This is a genomic window from Streptomyces sp. NPDC101181 (assembly GCF_044767975.1).
Taxonomy (GTDB): Bacteria; Actinomycetota; Actinomycetes; order Streptomycetales; family Streptomycetaceae; genus Streptomyces.
Map to the genome: position 1 here is coordinate 96,502 of NZ_JBIWOX010000022.1, position 19,969 is coordinate 116,470.

The 19,969-nt window shown below is 72.8% G+C and carries 17 protein-coding genes; 14 read left to right on the top strand and 3 right to left on the bottom strand.

The window, feature by feature from the left end:
• Positions 1-37: 37 nt before the first annotated feature.
• The 3 genes from ACIRRU_RS26705 to ACIRRU_RS26715 all read left to right on the top strand — a co-directional run bounded on the left by ACIRRU_RS26705 (position 38) and on the right by ACIRRU_RS26715 (position 2,869).
• Positions 38-886 (top strand): glycerophosphodiester phosphodiesterase family protein, encoded by an 849-nt coding sequence (locus ACIRRU_RS26705; protein ID WP_403684565.1) that lies wholly within the window; start codon positions 38-40, stop codon positions 884-886.
• 76 nt (positions 887-962) lie between these two features.
• Positions 963-1,580, top strand: coding sequence for an ATP-binding protein (locus ACIRRU_RS26710; RefSeq protein ID WP_403684567.1), 618 nt, complete (start codon positions 963-965; stop codon positions 1,578-1,580).
• Positions 1,581-1,903: 323 nt separating this feature from the next.
• The gene (locus ACIRRU_RS26715; protein ID WP_403684569.1) at positions 1,904-2,869 is read left to right on the top strand and encodes a DUF5926 family protein; all 966 of its coding nucleotides are present in this window, start codon (positions 1,904-1,906) and stop codon (positions 2,867-2,869) included.
• A 245-nt stretch (positions 2,870-3,114) separates the two neighbouring features.
• On the opposite strand, the gene ACIRRU_RS26720 is transcribed toward ACIRRU_RS26715, so the two are convergent.
• Both ACIRRU_RS26720 and ACIRRU_RS26725 read right to left on the bottom strand, forming a co-directional pair.
• Positions 3,115-3,558, bottom strand: coding sequence for a hypothetical protein (locus ACIRRU_RS26720; protein ID WP_403684571.1), 444 nt, complete (start codon positions 3,556-3,558; stop codon positions 3,115-3,117).
• 482 nt (positions 3,559-4,040) lie between these two features.
• Positions 4,041-4,793, bottom strand: coding sequence for a bifunctional DNA primase/polymerase (locus tag ACIRRU_RS26725; protein WP_403684573.1), 753 nt, complete (start codon positions 4,791-4,793; stop codon positions 4,041-4,043).
• Positions 4,794-5,371: 578 nt separating this feature from the next.
• Here ACIRRU_RS26725 and ACIRRU_RS26730 point away from each other — a divergent pair.
• Together ACIRRU_RS26730 and ACIRRU_RS26735 are read left to right on the top strand one after the other, a co-directional pair.
• Positions 5,372-6,859: a PP2C family protein-serine/threonine phosphatase gene (locus ACIRRU_RS26730; RefSeq protein WP_403684600.1), complete on the top strand. Its 1,488-nt coding sequence runs from the start codon at positions 5,372-5,374 to the stop codon at positions 6,857-6,859.
• Positions 6,860-7,106: 247 nt separating this feature from the next.
• Positions 7,107-8,588 (top strand): aminopeptidase P family protein, encoded by a 1,482-nt coding sequence (locus tag ACIRRU_RS26735; protein WP_403684574.1) that lies wholly within the window; start codon positions 7,107-7,109, stop codon positions 8,586-8,588.
• A 112-nt stretch (positions 8,589-8,700) separates the two neighbouring features.
• On the opposite strand, the gene ACIRRU_RS26740 is transcribed toward ACIRRU_RS26735, so the two are convergent.
• On the bottom strand, positions 8,701-9,198 hold the full coding sequence (locus ACIRRU_RS26740; protein WP_403684576.1) for an ATP-binding protein: 498 nt from the start codon (positions 9,196-9,198) through the stop codon (positions 8,701-8,703).
• Between the two features lie 293 nt (positions 9,199-9,491).
• On the opposite strand from ACIRRU_RS26740, the gene ACIRRU_RS26745 reads away from it, so the two are divergent.
• The 9 genes from ACIRRU_RS26745 (at position 9,492) to ACIRRU_RS26785 (ending at position 19,805) form a co-directional block, all read left to right on the top strand.
• The gene (locus tag ACIRRU_RS26745) at positions 9,492-10,352 is read left to right on the top strand and encodes a hypothetical protein (protein WP_403684578.1); all 861 of its coding nucleotides are present in this window, start codon (positions 9,492-9,494) and stop codon (positions 10,350-10,352) included.
• A gap of 165 nt (positions 10,353-10,517) precedes the next feature.
• Positions 10,518-11,267, top strand: coding sequence for a YcnI family protein (locus ACIRRU_RS26750; protein ID WP_403684579.1), 750 nt, complete (start codon positions 10,518-10,520; stop codon positions 11,265-11,267).
• Between the two features lie 44 nt (positions 11,268-11,311).
• Entirely contained in the window at positions 11,312-11,974 is a 663-nt protein-coding gene (locus tag ACIRRU_RS26755) for an SCO family protein (RefSeq protein ID WP_403684581.1), read from the top strand.
• Positions 11,971-12,420 carry a copper chaperone PCu(A)C gene (locus tag ACIRRU_RS26760; RefSeq protein ID WP_403684583.1) on the top strand — a complete coding sequence of 150 codons (450 nt, stop codon included), beginning with the start codon at positions 11,971-11,973 and terminating at the stop codon, positions 12,418-12,420. The genes ACIRRU_RS26755 and ACIRRU_RS26760 overlap by 4 nt, the downstream gene beginning before the upstream one ends.
• Positions 12,421-12,430: 10 nt before the next feature.
• A complete protein-coding gene (locus tag ACIRRU_RS26765; RefSeq protein ID WP_403684585.1) occupies positions 12,431-14,515 on the top strand; it encodes a copper resistance CopC/CopD family protein in 2,085 nt (694 codons plus the stop codon).
• A gap of 126 nt (positions 14,516-14,641) precedes the next feature.
• Positions 14,642-16,003 carry an iron uptake transporter deferrochelatase/peroxidase subunit gene (gene efeB, locus ACIRRU_RS26770; protein WP_403684603.1) on the top strand — a complete coding sequence of 454 codons (1,362 nt, stop codon included), beginning with the start codon at positions 14,642-14,644 and terminating at the stop codon, positions 16,001-16,003.
• Between the two features lie 112 nt (positions 16,004-16,115).
• On the top strand, positions 16,116-17,051 hold the full coding sequence (pheA, locus tag ACIRRU_RS26775) for a prephenate dehydratase (protein ID WP_363203536.1): 936 nt from the start codon (positions 16,116-16,118) through the stop codon (positions 17,049-17,051).
• 664 nt (positions 17,052-17,715) lie between these two features.
• Positions 17,716-18,993 (top strand): serine--tRNA ligase, encoded by a 1,278-nt coding sequence (gene serS, locus ACIRRU_RS26780; RefSeq protein ID WP_363203535.1) that lies wholly within the window; start codon positions 17,716-17,718, stop codon positions 18,991-18,993.
• Complete coding sequence (locus ACIRRU_RS26785) at positions 18,990-19,805, top strand: HAD family hydrolase (RefSeq protein WP_403684588.1); 816 nt, start codon at positions 18,990-18,992, stop codon at positions 19,803-19,805. Before serS ends, ACIRRU_RS26785 begins: the two co-directional genes overlap by 4 nt.
• Positions 19,806-19,969: the final 164 nt, after the last annotated feature.

Below are 19,969 nucleotides of genomic sequence, written 5' to 3' on the forward strand. Positions count from 1 at the left end.
GGTGACATGGGCTCACCCACCCCGTGGCGGTGACACCATGGCCCGGGTGACCCACGCACGGCGGCGCAGCCCGCACAGCTCGATCCAGGTCGTCGCCCACCGCGGGGCGTCCGACGACGCCCCCGAACACACTCTGGCCGCCTACCGCAAGGCGATCGAGGACGGGGCCGACGCCCTGGAGTGCGACGTCCGGCTGACCGCCGACGGGCATCTCGTATGCGTCCACGACCGCCGGGTGAACCGTACGTCGAACGGGCGCGGCGCCGTCTCGGCCCTGGAACTGGCCGACCTCGCCGCCCTCGACTTCGGCTCCTGGAAGGACCGCGAGGAGTCCCCCGACTGGGATCCGGTACCGGGCGAGCTCACCTCCGTACTCACCCTGGAACGGCTCTTGGAGCTGTTCACCGAGGTACGGGCCACCGGGCGCGCGCTGCAACTGGCCATCGAGACCAAGCACCCCACCCGGTGGGCGGGGCAGGTCGAGGAGCGCCTCCTGGAGCTGCTGCGGCGCTTCGGGCTGGCCGACCCGCCCGCCGTCCCCGCCCCCGACGAGCCCCCGCCCATCCGCGTCATGAGCTTCTCCGCGCGCTCCCTGTACCGCGTCCAGGCGGCCGCGCCCACGCTGCCCACGGTCTATCTGATGCAGTTCGTCTCGCCCCGGCTGCGGGACGGGCGGCTGCCCGCGGGCGCCCGGATCGCGGGGCCCGGGATGCGGATCGTGCGCAGCCACCCCGGCTACATCGAACGGCTGCACCGGGCGGGCCAGCGTGTGCACGTGTGGACCGTGAACGAGCCCGCCGACGTCGAACTCTGCGCCGAACTCGGCGTCGAGGCGATCATCACCAACCGCCCGAAGCAGGTTCTGTCCCAACTGGGCCGCATTTAGTACGGAAGCCCCTCGCCCCGCAGCCGTCGTGACGGGGAGTACACCGGCGCATTCGGTGCGCGGTCGAGCGTGACGAGTGCGTCACCGGCGGCGCATCGGCCGGTTTCCGGTACGGCTCGGTGGGGCATCCAACCCCTGGCGTGGGACGAAGGAGGTCTCGGGGGTGGCGTTGGTGGTGGCACAAGAGGTGCCCGCGTCGTCGAGCATGGCCGTACCGCACGGCCCTGTCGGCGTGGGACAGGCACGACACCGGATGCGTGAGCAGTTGCGCGGCAACGGCGTGTCGGACGCGGTCGTCGACGACGCCGTTCTGATCCTTTCGGAGCTTCTGAGCAATGCCTGCCGGCACGGCAGGCCCCTGGGGCGGCACACCGACGTCGGTGACGGCGACATCCGCGCCGCCTGGCGGGTGGAGACGGGCGGCGTCCTGACGGTGGAGGTCACGGACGGCGGCGGTCCCACCCGTCCCGTCCCGGCCACCCCTTCGGTGACGGCGCGCGGGGGCCGCGGGCTCAACATCATCAGCGCTCTCGCCCAGGAGTGGGGCGTACGGGACGGCGCCTCCGGCGAGGTCACCGTCTGGGCCCTGGTCTCCTGCCAGAAGCCGCCGGGCGTAGGCGGGCCGCCCGGTGTCGGCGGGCCCGCCCCGTTCCCCGGGCTTGATCTCTCCGAAGCCTTCGACGACGTGAGCTGACCCCCCTTTTTCTCTTCTCCCGTTACGCCGTGCACGGACTGCCGTGTACACAGGGCCCCCGGACCCACCCGACTCCCGTCCGGCCCGGTGTGCCCCGACTCCCGTACGGCAGCGGCCCGGTGCGCCCCGACTCCCGTACACGCACGGCCTTCCTGTGCGCGCTCGACGGGCGGCGTGCCCCGGCCGACGGCACGGCACGGTCCCGCCGTGTCCTCCCGTACGGCTAGGCTCGCGCCGGTACCGCGACGCCGCACCGCGTCGCCGCACCACCGCAACGCGCACCGTCGCGTCACCGCACCGTCGCACTCGGGAGAACGCCCACCATGGCGAAGAAGCGCCCTCAGACCAAGGCCGGGAAGCAGCAGCTCCAGGGCGGTGAGATTCCGGTCGTCGGGGCCCGTGAGCCCTGCCCGTGCGGTTCGGGCCGCCGGTACAAGGCGTGTCACGGCCGTGCCGCCGCGCAGGCCGTGACCCAGCTCGTGCCCCGGCCCTTCGAGGGACTGGCGGGCGAGTGCGACTGGGTCGCGCTGCGCGAGCTGGTGCCCGCCGCCACGGTCGAACTGACCCTCAAGGACGGGCTGCCCGACGGGGTTCCGTCGGTGACGCTCGCCACGGTCCTGCCGATGGCCTGGCCCGCGCTGCGCCGCGACGACGGTTCCGTCCTGCTCGCCCTCCAGAACGACACCTCCTCCGGCGACCTCAGCCGCGACCTCGCGGACACCCTCCAGCGGGCGCTGGAGACCGAGCCCGGCTCGCCCGTGGCCGCCCGCCGGGTCCCCGCCGAGGGCCCCCGGCTGCAGGACCTCCTCGCCCCCGACGCCGCGTTCGAGCCGGACGTGCACAGCGGGTTCGAGTTCTGGGTGCCGGACGCGGAGAACGCCACGCCCGAGGTGTCCGCCTCCCTGGAGCGCGCCAACGCGGCCGCGATCCCGACGACGCTGCTGTCCGGCGTCGACGCCGCGTACTGGTGCGAGACCCCGGAGAAGAACCACCTGCGGTGGGTCATGCCGCACCCCGAGGAGCGGCTCCTCGACGCCCTCGCCCGGCTGCACGCCGCCGGCACGTCCTCGCTCGGCGAGGACACCCGGCTCGTCGGCTCGTTCCGGGCGCACGGACTGGTCGTCCCGGTCTGGGACCTGCCGAGTTCGATGGGCGCCGAAGCCTGTGAGAAGCCCGCCGTCGCGTTCGCCGAGCGGCTGGCCACCGCGCTCGCGTCCGACGCGCCGCTCACCGCCGAGGAGCGCCGCGCCCGCAGCGGGCTCACCAACCGTCAGGTGACGCTCAGCTGACCGTGACCGGAACGGGCCGCAGGCGGTGACCCGCGTCACAACTCGCCGTACCCGTAAGTAAATCCCTGTCTCCAGAGCCGAGATCGAATTTGCGAACGGCAGATCTCTTGTTACGGTTCTAAAAGCCCGGTCGCTGGTGCATCCCCCGTCGCCAGCGACCGGGCGTCTTCGTTTTCCGCCGCCGCCCGTCCCCGGCCCGCTCCCCGGCCAGGCAGGCCCGTCCGGCCCACCCGCCCGCCGCGTGCTCAGTCCGCGGCGGTGTCCGCGTCGCCGGGCGCCCGGTCCGATCCGGCGCGCAGCAGCAGCGGAGCCTCCTCCACCGGGCCCGCGCCCGCGAACTCCGCGACCGCGCGGTACGCCGAGAGCTTCCCCGCCGACGGCTCGCGCGGCGTCTCGCAACTGCCCGGTTCGTCGTCCGCGGCGAGTGCGCAGTGCAGCTCCACGGTCCGGCCTCCCGGGGCCATCAGCGTGAGCACGGAACGGAGTTCCTCACCGGTCGTGTTGCGGTGGTACGTACGCGCCCAGGTCTCGCCGCCCCGGCTCAGGACGCAGGTCTGCGCCTCGACGCCCTCCGGCGCGACCAGCTCGGGACCGCACCGGGCGGCCGCGCCACCGGGAACGGCCGCGCGGTCGAATTCAGACAGAAATCCGCCTTCTGCTTCCCTTTTCGACGGCGATTTCCGCGGCACCGGAGAAGAACGCGCACCCCCGTTTCCGGACAGGTCGTCAGAAATGCTTCTCCGGTGGCTTTCTGGTGATGTGCCAGAAGATTCTCCCGCTCCCGCGCCGCCCTCGGCCGCCACGGGCGTGGCCACCGGGTCCGCGGCCGCCATCAGGGGAACCAGACACGCGGACACGGTGACGGCCGCGAAGCCGATCATGCGGAGGTTCATGGTGGCCCACCCGGCGACTGCGCGGAATTCCTGACGACGGGGCGACGATATCGGCGGAATACGCACCACCGGGCCCCTCCGCACCCGTTCACCGCGGATCCGGCCCGGCTCGCACCCGTACGAGTGAGCCGGGCGCCGTCAGCAACTCCCCGGCGCCCGAAGCCCGTCGCGCGTCCTGCCAGGTCCGACGGCCGTCCTGCGATGTGCGTCGCACGTCCTGCGATGCGCGTCATACGTCCGTCGCACGTCGTGCGATGCGCGTCGGCCGTCGTACGCCGTCAGTACGCCAGTCGGCTGCCGCCGCCCGGGGCGCCGGTGCTGGCCTCCACCAGCGCGTCCAGGACCGCCTCGACATCCGGGAGCCAGGGGGCCTGGGGCACGACGGGGGCCCTGCCCCAGGACCGCCTCCGGGACGACACCGGGCCCACCGGAGCGGCGGGGGAGGGTCCCGGCGCGGGCGGGCGCTCCCAGCGGACCTGGCCCGTGCCGATCGCTGAAGGCGGCAGCACGATGTAGCCGCCCTCGCCGTGGAACCGGAGCGAACTGGGCACCCAGTCCTTCGCGTACAGCAGTTCGCCGAGCCGCTCCAGGGTGTACGGGGCCACCAGCAGCGACCACCGGGTGGGCGTCGCCACGACAGGGCCGAGCCGCATGCCGAGGGCGTCCAGCGCACCCAGCGCCCGCGCGCCGGCCACGGCGGGCAGGCTCACCGCGCAGGGCGCGCGGCCCCCGGTCGCGAGGATCACCGGGGCGGCAGGACGGCCGGTCCACCACCAGCGCACCATGCGCTCGTCGGTGGTGGCCGCCAGCAGGCCGGGTTCGAAGGGGTGTGCGCCCGGTACGACGCAGTCCGGTTCGGGGCAGGCGCAGCCCTGGCCGCGCTCGCCGTGCGGGGCGGCGGGTGCCGTCCCGGCTCCCGGGAGCACGGGCCACTGCCAGACGGTGGCGCAGGTCAGGGCCGCGTCGAGCCGGGCGGCCCCCTCCTTGCGCCGGAGCCGGAGCCTGCGTCGCCTTCCGAGGATCTCGCGCATGAGCGCTCGTTCCTTTCCGTTGAACGCCGAGTCCACATGACACCACGCGTGTGTCGCACCACGCGTGTATCTCTTCGCTGTGCGTACGTACTCATCAGTTCTGCGGTACGGGGCGGTGCGAGGGTGTGCCGTCGGTACCGAGCGTGAGTCGAGTCGAGCCGGACGGAACCGATCCGAGGAGAACCGATCCGGGGTGGAACAGGGCCGAACCGAGCAGAGTCGAGCTGTGTCGAACCGGGCGGGCCGGGCCTGCCACCCGAGGGCGAGGGGGCACGTGCCTCGCCCGCCGCTCCGGTGCGCACCCCGCCGCTCCGGCGGAGGCGTCATCGTCACGGGTTAGGACGCCCGAACCCGCTGCCGGGTTCCTGGGCGATGCCTCCGGGCGATCACAACTGCCCCCGTGCGGCAACGATTACGTACCCAGCATGCCCGTCATGACGCTTCCCCGGGGAGCCGTACCCCGGAGATGCCCCTGTCGAGCTGCCACAGTCGATCGTAAATAACGTCCACGGGGTGCATTTTTCGGCCAAGTTACCCGACACTGGGAGAGCGTGAATCCCTCGAACCCCGCAGGGACAATGCTGGACATCTGCTTACTTGTGCGTGTACATGTGGATGCATTGATAGTGGCGCAGAATCACATGGGGGTTTGCGATGCTATTCGACGTAACACACCGGTCGGAAAGCTGGCTGCCATGAGCGCCCCACACCTGCCGAAAGTGGCTGGAATCGATTCCGGGGTTCCGGTTTCAAGCCGGACTCCTGCTCCCCTTCCGGAGGTTCCGGCAGCGCCCGGGGCCTTCCTCCAGGACCGGCTGGCGAGCTGGGTCTCCGACCTCACCACTCTGCACGAACTCACCGAGCGGCTGGCGGGGACGAACACCCTCGACGGCGCGCTGAACGAACTGCTGCGCGCCGGAGCCGCCCTCGTCGGCGCCCGCCGCGGCCTGCTCGTCCTGGAACCGGACGACGGCCGCGGCCCCTCCACCACCCTCGGCCTCGGGCTCGCCCACGCGGACCTCGGACTGCTGGAGACCGTGGAGCGCGCCGCCACCGCGCTGGGCCGCGCCCTCGACGGCGCCCCCGGCACGGCGGACGGGGTCGCCAGCCCCGACCTCCCCGGCGACCCGGGCCTGGACCCCCGCCACCGCGAGGTGGCCGCCCGGCTCGGCTACGCCGCGAGCTACGCCCTCCCCCTCTCCTCCGAGGCGGCCGGACGCCTCGGCGCGGTCGTCTGGCTCTACGACGAGCCCGCCGAGCCCACGGGGAAGCAGCGCCACCTCGTCGGGCTCTACGTCCGCTACGCCACCGAGCACCTGGCCCGCCTGGCCGAACTGGAGCGCGCCCGCGCCGACGTGGCCACCGTCGCCGAGGAACTGCTTCCCAGCCGGCTGCCCCGGATCCCCGGCGTCCAGCTGGCCGCCCGGCACCGGACGGGCCCCCGGGGCGGCGGCGACTGGTACGACGCGCTGCCGCTGCCGGACCACGCCCTCGGGCTCGCCGTCGGCTCCGTGGGCGGGTCCGGGCCGAGCGCCATGGCCGCGATGGGGCGGCTCCGCGCCAGTCTGCGGGCGTACGCCGTGATGGAGGGCGAGGACCCCGTCGCCGTACTCTCCGATCTGGAACTGCTGCTGCGGCTCACCGAGCCCGCCCGGACCGCGACCGCCCTGTTCGCCTACTGCGAGCCCGCCGCGCGCAAGGTGGTGCTGGCCGGAGCCGGGCACACCCCGCCGCTGATCCTCGGCGACCGGCGGTGCGAGTTCGTCGAGACCACCCTCTCCGCCCCGCTCGGGATGCTGGCCTGCTGGGAGGCGCCGAGCGTGGAGTTCAGCCCCGCGCCCGGCGAAACGCTGCTCCTGTGCACCGACGGGCTGCTGCGCCGCACCGGCGACCCGATGGACCGTGCCTTCGCGCGGCTGCACGCCGCCGCCTCCTGCGTACCGAAGGCCCAGCGGCACGATCCGGGGGCCGTCGCCGACCACGTCCTGCGCACGGTGCTCCCCGACGGCCTGGACCGCGGCGACGGTGCCGAGGACGTCGTGATCCTCGCCGCGCACTTCGACTGAGCCGCCCACTTCGGCCGAGCTGTCCACTTCGACTCAGCTGAGCTGTCCTCTTCGGCTGAGCCGCGTGCGTCGACTCGACTGAGCTGCGCACGTCGGCCGAGCCGCGCACGTCGACTCGCGCTGTCCCGCGCCCGGCCCGGTGAGCCGTTCCCGCCCGCCGCGGTAAGAGGTCCTTCGGCCCTGGGCCCCCTTCCGTACGCCCGTACGATGGGGGGTGGTCCAGTGTCGTATCAAGGAGAGTCACATCGTGTCTGAGGAGCTCATTCCGGAGACCCCGGAGCAGGAGACCGAAGAGAACGAGGCAGCGGAGCCGATCAAGCAGCGGAAGAACGGCCTGTACCCGGGCGTCTCCGACGAGCTCGCCGAGAACATGAAGTCCGGCTGGGCCGACACCGAGCTGCGCGACCTCCGGCCGATCGCCCAGGCCGAGCACACCGCCGCCCGGCGCGCCGCGCTCTCCGCCCGCTTCCCCGGCGAGCGCCTGGTCGTCCCCGCGGGCAACCTGAAGACCCGCTCCAACGACACCGAGTACGCCTTCCGGGCCTCCACCGAGTACGCGTACCTCACCGGCGACCAGACCCAGGACGGCGTCCTCGTCCTGGAGCCCACCGGTGACAGCGGCCACCGGGCGACCATCTACCTGCTGCCCCGCTCCGACCGGGAGAACGGCGAGTTCTGGCTCGACGGCCAGGGCGAGCTGTGGGTCGGCCGCCGCCACTCCCTCGCCGAGGCCGAGCAGCGGCTGGGCATCCCCGCGAAGGACGTCCGGGAAGTGGCCGCCGCGCTCGCCGAGGCCACCGGTCCGGTCCGTAACGTGCGCGGCCACGACGCCGTCGTCGAGGCCGCCCTCACCGACAAGGTGACCGCCGAGCGCGACGAGGAGCTGCGCGTCCACCTCTCCGAGGCCCGCCTGGTGAAGGACGCCTTCGAGATCGCCGAGCTCCAGAAGGCCTGCGACGCCACCGCGCGCGGCTTCGAGGACGTGGTCAGGAGCCTGGACAAGGCCGAGGCGACCAGCGAGCGCTTCATCGAGGGCACGTTCTTCCTGCGCGCCCGCATCGAGGGCAACGACATCGGCTACGGCTCGATCTGCGCCGCCGGACCGCACGCCACCACCCTGCACTGGGTCCGCAACGACGGCGCCGTCCGCGCGGGCGAGCTGCTGCTCCTGGACGCCGGGGTGGAGACCAACGACCTCTACACCGCCGACGTGACGCGCACCCTGCCGATCAACGGCACGTTCTCGCCGCTCCAGCGCAAGATCTACGACGCGGTGTACGAGGCCCAGGAGGCGGGCATCGCCGCGGTGAAGCCCGGCGGCTCCTTCCGCGACTTCCACGACGCCTCGCAGCGCGTGCTCGCCGAGAAGCTCGTCGAGTGGGGCCTGCTCGGCGACCTGACCGTGGAAAAGGTCCTGGAGCTGGGCCTTCAGCGCCGCTGGACCCTGCACGGCACCGGCCACATGCTCGGCATGGACGTCCACGACTGCGCCGCCGCGCGGAGGGAGGCGTACGTCGACGGCACCCTGGAGCCGGGCGTCTGCCTGACGGTGGAGCCGGGGCTGTACTTCCAGGCCGACGACCTGACGGTGCCGGAGGAGTACCGGGGCATCGGCGTCCGGATCGAGGACGACATCCTCGTCACCGAGGACGGCAACCGGAACCTCTCCGCCGCGCTGCCCCGCCAGGCCGACGAGGTCGAGGCCTGGATGGCCCGGCTGAAGGGCTGACCCTTCGTCCTCTCCTTCCCGTACGTACGCGCGCCGGAGGCGTTCGTACGCGCGCCGGGGCGTTCCGCACGCGCCGGAGGAGGGACGTACACGCGCCGGGGCGCGCCGCTCGCTACACCGTGAGCAGCGCGCCCTCGCGCCATTTCAGGGTCTTGTCGAAGCTCACCACAGCGCCGCGTCCCGGCCCGTTGGCGAACTGGACGTGGTCGGAGAGCTGCTCGATCAGATCGAGTCCCCGGCCGCTCTCGGCGACGCAGGGGAGGTGTGCGGCCGGGCGAAGCGCGCGCCGGGCGGGAAAACCCGGCCCCGAGTCACTGACCTCGATACGGCAGACCGCACCGTCCAGATAGGCCGTGACCTGGTACTGCCCGGCGTCCGGCGGGGTGTGTCCGCATCCCTCGACCCCGCTCCCGGGCCCGTGTTCACCGGGGGCCGTGCGGTCACCACCGTGCTCGACGGCGTTCGCACAGGCCTCGCTGAGCGCGAGCGACAGGTCGAAGGAGATGTCCGGATCGACCCCCGCGGTTTCCATGGTGCCGAGCAGAAAACGACGGGCGAGCGGAACGCTCGCAGCCTCGCGCCGCAAATGGAGAGACCACCAGATGCCCATTCCAGCCTCCTGGCTGCGGCTCGACGTATCGATACGTATTGCCGCCCTCGGCCCTTCGTAAGCACGGATCGGGCCGCAGAGCGCTCGATCGGCGGATGTGTACATTCCACCGGCCGGTGTAAGGGGCCGCCGTCGCGGCGGACAGCTCGGAGTGCGCCCCCGTCCGGGTCCGGTGTGTGCCCCGGTGCGTACATCCCCCGCGAACAGGCGTAACAAGCGCGCTTGCGGACGGAGGCTGATCTTCCGGACCTGCCGTACCGGAGGAGGGCGCTCAGTGCGATGATGTCCCGGCCATGTCCACGCCTCGCGCACGCGCCGGAGCCGGTCTGCGGCTCATGAGGGCCGCGGTGTTCACCGCGGTCTGCGTCGTGCTGTCCGCGGGCGGACATGTCCTCGCCGCCGGAGCGGCCGTCCCCGCGTGGACGCTGCTCGCCGCGTTCCTCGGCGTCTTCGCCGTCGCCGCGGTCCTCGCCGGACGGGAGCGTTCCCTTCCGTCGATCGCGGGCGCGCTGGCGGGCGGTCAGCTCGCCCTGCACACCCTCTTCGCGTCCGGCGGACACGGCGGCGCCTCCCCCACCGCGGGGGCCATGGGCGGCGACAGCACACTCATCCGGTTCGCCGCCGACCTGGTGTGCGGGGGCGGCGGCGGCGAGCGGCTGGACGCCGCCGACGCACACCGCATCGTCTCCACGGCGGGCATCGACCCCGCCACGCTCACCGGGGGCCACGGCCACCTCGCGTCGGCCGACGCGGCCGGGGCGGCGAGCGCGGCGGCCGGGGACGGCGCGTCCGGCATCGCGGCGGTGTGCGCCACGGTGACCGCGCTGCTGCCGAGCCTGCCGATGTTCCTGGCCCACCTCCTCGTCGCGCTGGCCACCGGCTGGCTGCTGCGCCGCGGCGAGACGGCCCTCTTCCGGCTGGCCCGGCTCTCCGCGTACAGCGCCCAGGCCCTGGCCGCCGGGGCGCGGCTGCGCTCCCTGCGGGGAGCGCTCGCCCTCGTCCGCGCGCTGCGGGCCGCCCCGCGCGAGCAGCGGACGGCCGGGCCGCGCGCGGTGCGGACGGCCGCCGACGACGCCCTGCCCGCGGCCGGGGATCCTCTCCAGCACCTGGTGATCAGGCGCGGGCCTCCGGCCCCGTACGCCCTCGCAGCCTGACGCGACACCTCCCCGCCGCCCCGCAGGGCCGCCCGAGCACCCATCCGTGCCCGCGCGCTCCCACGGAACCGGACGACGAGGTGTCGTGACGCCGTCGTGCATCCGCGCGCCGGAGCACCACGTTCCGTTCACCGAGTTCCGTCTCCCTGTGGAGTGATTCCTGCCATGAAGCCTTCCCGTATCGCCCTCGCCGCGGGTGTCGCCGCGTCCACCGTCCTGCTGATCGCCGGACCGGCCGCGGCGCACGTCAGCGTCCAGCCGCAGGGCGAGGCCGCCAAGGGCGGTTACGCGACGCTCAACTTCAAGGTCCCCAACGAGCGCGACCAGGCCTCGACCGTGAAGGTGGAGGTCAACTTCCCGGCCGACCACCCGCTGTCCTCCGTGACCCCCGAGGCCGTCCCCGGCTGGAAGATCGCGATCGACAAGAGCAAGCTCGACAAGCCGCTGGAGGTCCACGGCAACAAGGTCACCGAGGCCGTCTCCAAGGTCACCTGGACCGCCGACGGCAGCGAGATCGCGCCCGGCTACTTCCAGCAGTTCCCGGTCTCCGTCGGCCAGCTCCCCGAGGACGCCGACCAGCTCGTCTTCAAGGCGATCCAGACGTACGACAACAAGGAGGTCGTCCGCTGGATCGAGGAGCCCAAGGAGGGCGGCGAGGAGCCGGACAGCCCCGCCCCCGTCCTGGCGCTCTCCGCCGCGAGCGACGACCACCACGGCGGCGGCGCGGCCGACGACGCGAAGGACGGCGACGCCAAGGCCGCCGGCACCAACGCCTCGGCGAAGGGCGACGACACGGAGCACGCCGCGTCCTCCTCCAGCGACACCACCGCCCGCACGCTGGGCATCATCGGCATCGTCGTCGGCATCGCGGGCGTCGCCTTCGGCGTGCTCGCCGGCCGTCGCCGCACCGCCTGACCCGCCGGTTCAACCACCCGCACCACACTCAGGACACCCCTTTCATGCGTAGCAGCAAAAAAGCAGTGACGGCCGTGGCGTTCGCCGCCGCGGCCGCGCTGGCCCTCTCCGCCTGCGGTTCCGGTGACGACACGGCGGGCTCCGCGTCCGTCGCCGACGTCAGCGCCGCGCCGAAGACCAAGGCCGCCACCGTCCTCGATCAGCCCTTCACCAAGCCCGACCTCGTCCTCACCGACACCCGGGGCGAGAAGTACGACCTCCGCGAGACGACCCGGGGCAAGCCGACGCTCATCTACTTCGGCTACACCAACTGCCCCGACGTCTGCCCGCTGACCATGAGCAACATCTCGCTCGCCAAGCGGGAGCTGCCCAAGGCCGACCAGGACAAGCTCCAGGTCGTCTTCGTCACCACCGACCCCGAGCGCGACACCTCCGCCTCGCTCGGCACGTGGCTCAAGGCCCAGGACCCCACCTTCACCGGTCTCACCGGCGACTTCCCGACCATCCAGGCCGGGGCGCGGCAGATCGGCATCGGCATCGACGCGCCGAAGAAGGAGAAGGACGGCACCGTCGTCTCGATGCACGGCGCCCAGGTCGTCGCCTTCTCCCCGAAGACGGACGAGGGCTATGTGATCTACGGCGAGGACACCACCGCCGACGAGTACGCGAAGGATCTGCCGAAGCTGATCAAGGGGGAGACCCCGTGAACCGCCGCCGCACGGCCCTCGTCGGCGTCCTCGCCCTCACCACCGGGCTGGGTCTGGCCGGGTGCTCCTCCGGGAGCGGGCCCGAGCTGGAGGTCACCGGCGCGTATCTGCCGCAGCCCGTCAGCGACATGGCCGCCGGATTCCTGACCGTTCGCAACAGCGGGGACGCCGGTGACCGGCTCACCTCGGTGACCAGCCCGCTCTCCGACGACGTCACGATCCACGAGACGAAGGACCAGAAGATGCGGGAGGTCCCGTCCTTCGAGGTCCCCGCGAACGGCGAGCTCGACCTCGAACGCGGTGGCAACCACATCATGTTCATGAAGCTCAAGAAGCAGCCCAAGCAGGGCGAGAAGGTCTCCGTCGAGCTGCACTTCGAGAAGGCCGACGCCATCACGGTCGACCTGCCGGTGAAGGAAACCACCCACAACCCGAAGAAGCAGTGAGGGACCGACCGTGACGTCTGCCACCGCCCCGCCCCTCGGGCCGTCCCCGATACGACGGCCGCTCGCCGCCGCCGCGCTCCTCGCCGCCCTGGTCAGCCTGGTGTTCGGGCTGCTGCTGGCCGGCGCGGGCCCGGCGTCCGCGCACGCCGCCCTCACCGGGAGCGACCCGCAGGACGGGGCGGTGGTGGACACCGCGCCCCAGGAGGTCACGCTCAGCTTCTCCGAGGCGATCGCCCTCGGCGACGACTCGATCCGGGTCCTGGACCCGAGCGGCAAGCGCGCCGACACCGGGGCCGAGCCCCAGGACCTGTCCGAGGGTCCGGTCGTCCGCTACGGCGTCTCCCTGCACTCCGGACTGCCCCAGGGCACCTACACGGTGGCCTGGCAGGCGATCTCCGCCGACAGCCACCCGATCTCCGGTGCGTTCACCTTCTCCATCGGCGCCCCGTCCGACACGACGGTCGCCCTGCCCGCGCAGGAGGCGGGCGGCGGACCGGTCGGCGTCGTCTACGGCATCGCGCGCTACGCCGCGTACGCCGGGTTCGTCCTGCTGGCGGGCGGCAGCGCCTTCGTCCTCGGCTGCTGGCAGCGCGGCGCGAGGGCCCTGCCGATGCAGCGGCTGGTGGTACGCGGCTGGGTCACGCTGACCGCGGCGACCCTGGTCATGCTGCTGCTCCGCCACCCGTACACCGGCAGCGGGCGGTTCGGCGACGCCTTCGACCTCGGCGGGCTCCAGGCCGTCCTGGACACCAAACCCGGCGCCGCCCTGGTCTCCCGGCTGCTCCTGCTGGGGGCCGCCGCCCTGTTCATCGCCGTGCTGTTCGGCACGTACGCCCGGCGCGAGGACGAGCGCGAGAAGAAGGACCTCACCTTCGGCCTCGCGGTCGGCGGCGGGGTCGTCGCGGCGGGCATCGCCGCCACCTGGGCCATGTCGGAGCACGCCTCGACCGGTATCCAGGCGGGCATCGCCATGCCCGTCGACGTCCTCCACCTGCTCGCCGTCGCCGCCTGGCTCGGCGGGCTCGCCGCGCTGCTGGTGGCGCTGTACCGGACGCCGGACATCGACAGCGCGGCGGTACGGCGGTTCTCCGCGGTCGCGTTCGGCAGCGTCGTGGTGCTGGCGGCCACCGGGATCTACCAGTCCTGGCGGCAGGTCGGCTCCTGGTCGGCGCTGACCGGCACCCGCTACGGACAGCTGCTCATCCTCAAGATCGCGCTGATCGCCGTTCTGCTCGCGGTCGCCTGGTTCTCCCGCCGCTGGACGGGACGGCTGACCGACCGCACGGCCGCTTCCGATGAGGCGGAGGACGAGGACGAGGACTCGGCGCTCGCCGGTGATACGGAGGCCGAAGCCGTCGGGGCGGCCGGGGCGGCCGGTGAGGCCGAGGGTGCCGGGGCGGCCGAGAAGGCCAGAGCGGCCGGGAAGCCCGGAGCGGCCGAAGGGGCCGGGGCGGCCGAAGGTGCCGGAGCGGCCGAAGGTGCCGGAGCGGCCATCGAGGACACTCCGGACGACGTCGGCCCCGAGCGCGCCGCCCAACTGGCCCGGCAGCGGGCGGCCCTGACCGCGACCCGGAAGAAGCGGATACGGGACGCCGACGCGGAGCGCTCCGGGCTGCGCCGCTCGGTCCTCGCCGAGGCGGCCGTCGCCGTGGTCCTGCTGGCCGTCACCACCGTGCTGACCTCCACGGAACCGGGCCGCACCGAGGAGGAGGCGGCGGGCGGGACCGCCGCCGCGGCCGCTCCCGCCACCGGGGGACCCGTCAACCTGAGCATGCCGTTCGACACGGGCGGCCAGAACGGCAAGGGGACCGTCCGCATCGACATCGACCCCGGCCGCACCGGCTCCAACGAGCTGCACGTGTGGGTCGACGGCAGCGACGGCAAGCCGATGGACGTCCCCGAGCTGAAAGTGGCCCTGACCCTGGAGGCCCAGGACATCGGCCCGCTGCCGGTGGCGCCGGACCGGCTGGCCGAGGGGCACTGGTCGGCGAGCGGCGTCCAGATCCCCATGGCGGGGGACTGGAAGATCGACGTGACGGTACGGACGTCGGACATCGACCAGGTGACCATCGACAAGAACGCGAAGATCGGCTGAGCACGTGAGCACCACCAGGAAGCTGAGCACGTGAGCAACAACAAGAGGAACGTGAGCAACGACAAGAGGAAGCTGAGCACGCGGGGCCCGGGGTCCAGCGCCGGCGGTGCGGGCGCACCGTCGGGCCTGGGGTCCGGGGTCACGCCCGGTCCCGGCACCAACCCCGAGCCCGGGTCGGGGGGCGGACCCCATCCCGGGGCCGGCCGTGGGTCCGGACCCGACCGCGATCCTGGACCCGCGTCCGGGGTCTCGCGGCGGCGGTTGCTGGGGACCGCGGGGGCGGCGGGCGCGGCGGGGCTGGTGCTGGGCGCCGGAGGCGGCGCGGCCGGGTACGCGGCGACCCGCTCCGACGCCCCGGCCGCGGTGACGTCCATCGGCTCCACCGAGGCGATGTTTCACGGGAAACATCAACCGGGGATCACCACTCCGCTTCAGGCCCGGGGCCACCTCGTCGCCTTCGACCTGGCGGCGGGCGCGGGCCGCAAGGAGGCGGCCGCGCTCCTGCGGCGCTGGTCGGCGGTGGCGCGGGAGCTGATGGAGGGCCGCCCGGCGGGCGGTGCGGCCGAGGGATCCGGGCACGACACCGGGATCGCCCTGGACGCGGGCCCCTCCTCCCTCACCGTCACCTTCGGTTTCGGCCGTACGTTCTTCGGGCGCACCGGACTGGCCTCCCGGCTGCCCGCCGCGCTCGACCCGCTGCCCGCCTTCTCCTCCGACCAGCTGGACGCCCGGCGCTCCGGGGGCGACCTGTGGGTGCAGATCGGCGCGGACGACGCGCTGGTCGCCTTCCACGCGCTGCGCGCGCTCCAGAAGGAGGCCGCGAGTACGGCGCGGGTGCGGTGGCAGATGAACGGCTTCAACCGCACCCCGGGCAGCACCGCCCGGCCGATGACCGCCCGCAACCTGATGGGCCAGGTCGACGGGACCGGCAACCCGAAGCCGTCGGAGGAGGACTTCGACCGGCGCGTCTTCGTGCCCGCCTCCCCCGGCAAGCCGCAGGAGTGGATGGCGGGCGGTTCGTACGCGGTCGTACGCCGGATCAGGATGCTGCTGGACGACTGGGAGAAGCTTCCGGTGGACCGCCAGGAGCGGGTCATCGGGCGGCGCAAGGCGGACGGGGCGCCGCTCAGCGGAGGCACCGAGACCACGGAGATGGACCTCGGCAAGGCGGGCCCGGACGGGCGGCTCGTGATCCCCGACAACGCCCACGCCCGGATCTCCTCCCCCGAGGAGAACGGCGGGGCCGCGATGCTGCGCCGCCCGTTCTCGTACCACGACGGCATCGCGGAGGACGGCACTCCGGACGCCGGGCTGCTGTTCGTCTGCTGGCAGGCGGACCCGTTCCGGGGCTTCGTGCCGGTGCAGCGCAAGCTCGACCGGGGTGACGCGCTGTCGCCGTTCATCCGGCACGAGGCGAGCGGGGTGTTCGCGGTGCCGGGCGGGGCGGCGGAGGGCGAGTACGTGGGGCAGCGGCTGCTGGAGGCGTAGTCACCCGTACGGTCCGTGGGGTTCGCCCGGCCCTCACCGAGGGGGGCCGCGGGCTCGCGCCCGCATCCTGAGACAGCGCGGCGGCCCTCCCGGGGCGCATTAGGGTGACCGTATGTCAGCCACGCGCTACGCCTATCTCGGCCCCGAGGGCACCTTCACCGAGGTCGCCCTCCGCACGCTCCCGGAGGCCGCCACCCGGGAACTCGCCCCGATGGTCTCCGTACCGGCCGCCCTGGACGCCGTACGTAACGGGGAGGCCGCGGCAGCGCTCGTGCCGATCGAGAACTCCGTCGAGGGCGGCATCACCGCGACGCTCGACGAGCTGACCAGCGGGGAACCGCTGATGATCTACCGCGAGGTGCTGCTCTCCATCACCTTCGCGCTGCTGGTGCGCCCCGGGACCGAGCTGTCGGACATCAAGACGGTGACCGCGCACCCGGCCGCCCAGCCGCAGGTCCGCAACTGGATGGCCGCCCATCTCCCGGGCGCCGTGTGGGAGTCGGCGGCGTCCAACGCGGACGGCGCCCGGCTGGTGCAGGAGGGCCGCTACGACGCCGCGTTCGCCGGGGAGTTCGCCGCCGCCACCTACGGCCTCGAACCGCTGGTGACGGAGATCCACGACGCGGAGAACGCCCAGACCCGCTTCGTCCTGGTGGGCCGCCCCGCGCGGCCCTCGGCGCCGACGGGCGCGGACAAGACCTCGGTGGTGATCTGGCTGGGCGACGACCACCCCGGCGCCCTGCTGGAACTCCTCCAGGAGTTCGCGGTGCGCGGCGTCAACCTGATGCTGATCCAGTCCCGCCCGACCGGCCAGGGCATCGGCAACTACTGCTTCGCCGTGGACGCGGAGGGGCACATCGCGGACCGGCGGGTCGGGGAGGCCCTGATGGGGCTGAAGCGGATCTGCCCGAAGGTGCGGTTCCTCGGCTCGTACCCGCGGGCCGACGTGTCCGCGGACGCGATCCGGCCGCTGCGGGCGGGCACCTCGGACACGGCGTTCACGGAGGCGGCGGACTGGCTGGCGCGCAGCCAGGACGGCCGGCTCTGACGCGAGGCATCCGCCGGGAACCTTCGCCGCGGCATCCGTAAGCAACGTTCGGGGCACCCGTACCGCAGGAGACCGGCTCCCGCGCGCTCCGCAGCGGTGCGATCTACGGATAGTCACGCATCCCGGGAAGTTATCCACAGGGCGGCTTCTCGACCTGGGGACAAGTCGACACCGCAAGGCGATATCGTCGACAAATCACCCCCGTGACCCCACAACCGTCCACAGCGGCGCCAGACCCCACGAGCCACCCCGAGTCAGCCGAATTCCCTTGATCAACTCTTTGGGTGCCGAATTCCCACCCGAAAGAGCGTCCGATGAGGGTTTGAGCGAGCAATGGAACGGACGTCACCGGACATCCGGAACAATCACTTCCGACATCCACAGAACTTCTTCACAGCCTGTGGATAACCATTCGACGATCACGCACCTGTGGACAACGAGCCCCGCCCCACCCCTCAACTACCGCTCCAGCCAAGGCCGGTGCGTCAAGGAGGAGCGCGCCACAGCCCTGTTCAGGGGAGTCGGCTGCCGACCTTGACGCGCAGCCCGGCGACGATCACTTCCGATTCCCCCCTAGAAATATCAATTGCGGCAATTCGGTCATAGTGACACGCACGGCAATATCGGTTCGAGTGCCAGAACCGCGCACCGGTAGCCTGGGGGGGTGATTGACCTTCGCCTGCTCCGTGAGGACCCCGACCGTGTTCGCGCCTCCCAGCGCGCCCGTGGAGAGGACGTCGGCCTCGTCGACGCCCTGCTCTCCGCCGACGAGCTGCGCAGGTCGTCCGGCGCCCGCTTCGACGAACTCCGCGCCGAACAGAAGGCGCTCGGCAAGCTGATCCCCAGGGCCACCCCCGAGGAGCGCACCGAACTCCTGAAGAAGGCCGAGCAGCTCAAGGCCGACGTGAAGGCGGCCGACGCCGCCCAGGACGAGGCCGACGCCGACGCCAAGCGCCTGCTGCTCCAGCTCGGCAACCTCGTGCACGAGGACGTGCCGGTCGGCGGCGAGGAGGACTTCGTCGTCCTGGAGACGCACGGCACCATCCGGGACTTCGGTGCCGAGGGCTTCGAGCCCAAGGACCACCTGGAGCTGGGCGAGGCCCTCGGGGCGATCGACATGGAGCGCGGGGCCAAGGTCTCCGGCTCGCGGTTCTACTACCTCACGGGCGTCGGCGCGCTCCTGGAGCTGGCCCTCGTCAACGCGGCGATCGCCCAGGCCGGCGAGGCCGGGTTCGTCCCGATGCTGACCCCGGCGCTGGTCCGCCCGCGCGCCATGGAGGGCACCGGCTTCCTCGGCCAGGCCGCGGAGAACGTCTACCACCTGGAGAAGGACGACTACTACCTGGTCGGCACCTCCGAGGTCCCCCTCGCCGCGTACCACATGGACGAGATCATCGAGGCCGACAAGCTGCCCCTGCGGTACGCCGGGTTCTCGCCCTGCTTCCGCCGCGAGGCCGGTACGTACGGCAAGGACACCCGCGGCATCTTCCGCGTCCACCAGTTCGACAAGGTGGAGATGTTCTCCTACGTCGACCCGGCGGACGCCGAGGCCGAGCACCGCAGGCTCCTGGAGTGGGAGAAGCAGTGGCTCACCGGCCTGGAGCTGCCCTTCCAGGTGATCGACGTCGCCACCGGCGACCTCGGCTCCTCGGCCTCGCGGAAGTTCGACTGCGAGGCGTGGATCCCCACCCAGGGCAAGTACCGCGAGCTGACCTCCGCGTCGAACTGCGACGGCTTCCAGGCCCGCCGGCTGTCCGTCCGGATGCGCGACGGCAAGAAGGTGCAGCCGCTGGCCACGCTGAACGGCACGCTCTGCGCCGTACCGCGCACGATCGTGGCGATCCTGGAGAACCACCAGCTCCCCGACGGTTCGGTCCGGGTCCCCGAAGTGCTCCGCCCCTACCTGGGCGGGCGCGAGATCCTGGAACCGGTCGCCACGTGACCTTCCCCTACAAGCTCGTCGCGACCGACCTGGACGGCACGCTGCTGCGGGACGACGGCACGGTCTCCGAGCGCACCCGCGCGGCCCTGGCCGCGGTCACCGCGGCGGGCGCCGCGCACATCATCGTCACCGGACGCGCGGTCCCCTGGACCCGTCACGTCCTGGACGACCTCGGTTACCAGGGCCTCGCCGTCTGCGGCCAGGGCGCGCAGGTCTACCACGCGGGCGAGCACCGCCTGCTCACCTCGCTGACACTGGACCGGCAGCTCGCGGGCCTGGCGCTGGCCAAGATCGAGGCGGAGGTCGGCCCGCTGCACCTGTCGGTCAGCCGCGACGGGCTGGACGGGGAGGTGCTGGTCGGCCCCGGCTACCGGGTGCACGAGGGGCCGCTGCCGTACGTCTTCGTGGACGACGCCTCCAAGATGTGGACCGCCCCGCTGAACAAGGTCTACATACAGCATCCGGAGCTGGACGACGACGCGCTCGCCCTCGCCGCCCGCACGGCCGTCGGCAGCCTGGTCGACGTGGTCATGGCCGGCGCCGGGGTGGTCGAGATCCTGCCGCTGGGTCTGACCAAGGCGACCGGTCTCTCGCTGGCCGCCCGTCGGCTCGGCGTGAAGGCGGCCGACACGATCGCCTTCGGTGACATGCCGAACGACATCCCGATGTTCGGCTGGGCGCACCACGGAGTCGCCATGGCCAACGCCCATGACTCCCTCAAGGCCGTCGCCCACGAGGTCACCGCGTCCAACGAGGACGACGGCATCGCGGTGGTGCTGGAGGAGCTGCTCCGCTCGGCCCCGGTGCGGTAGCGCCGACCTCCTCGATTGCGCGGCCGGGGGGGCCGCCCCCCCGCCCCCCCCGGCCGGCCCCCCCCCCCCACCCCCCCCCCCCCCCCCCCCCGCCCCCCCCCCCCCCCCCCCCCCCCCCCCCCGGGGATTACCCGGGGCGCCCACCCCACACACGGGGGGGCGGC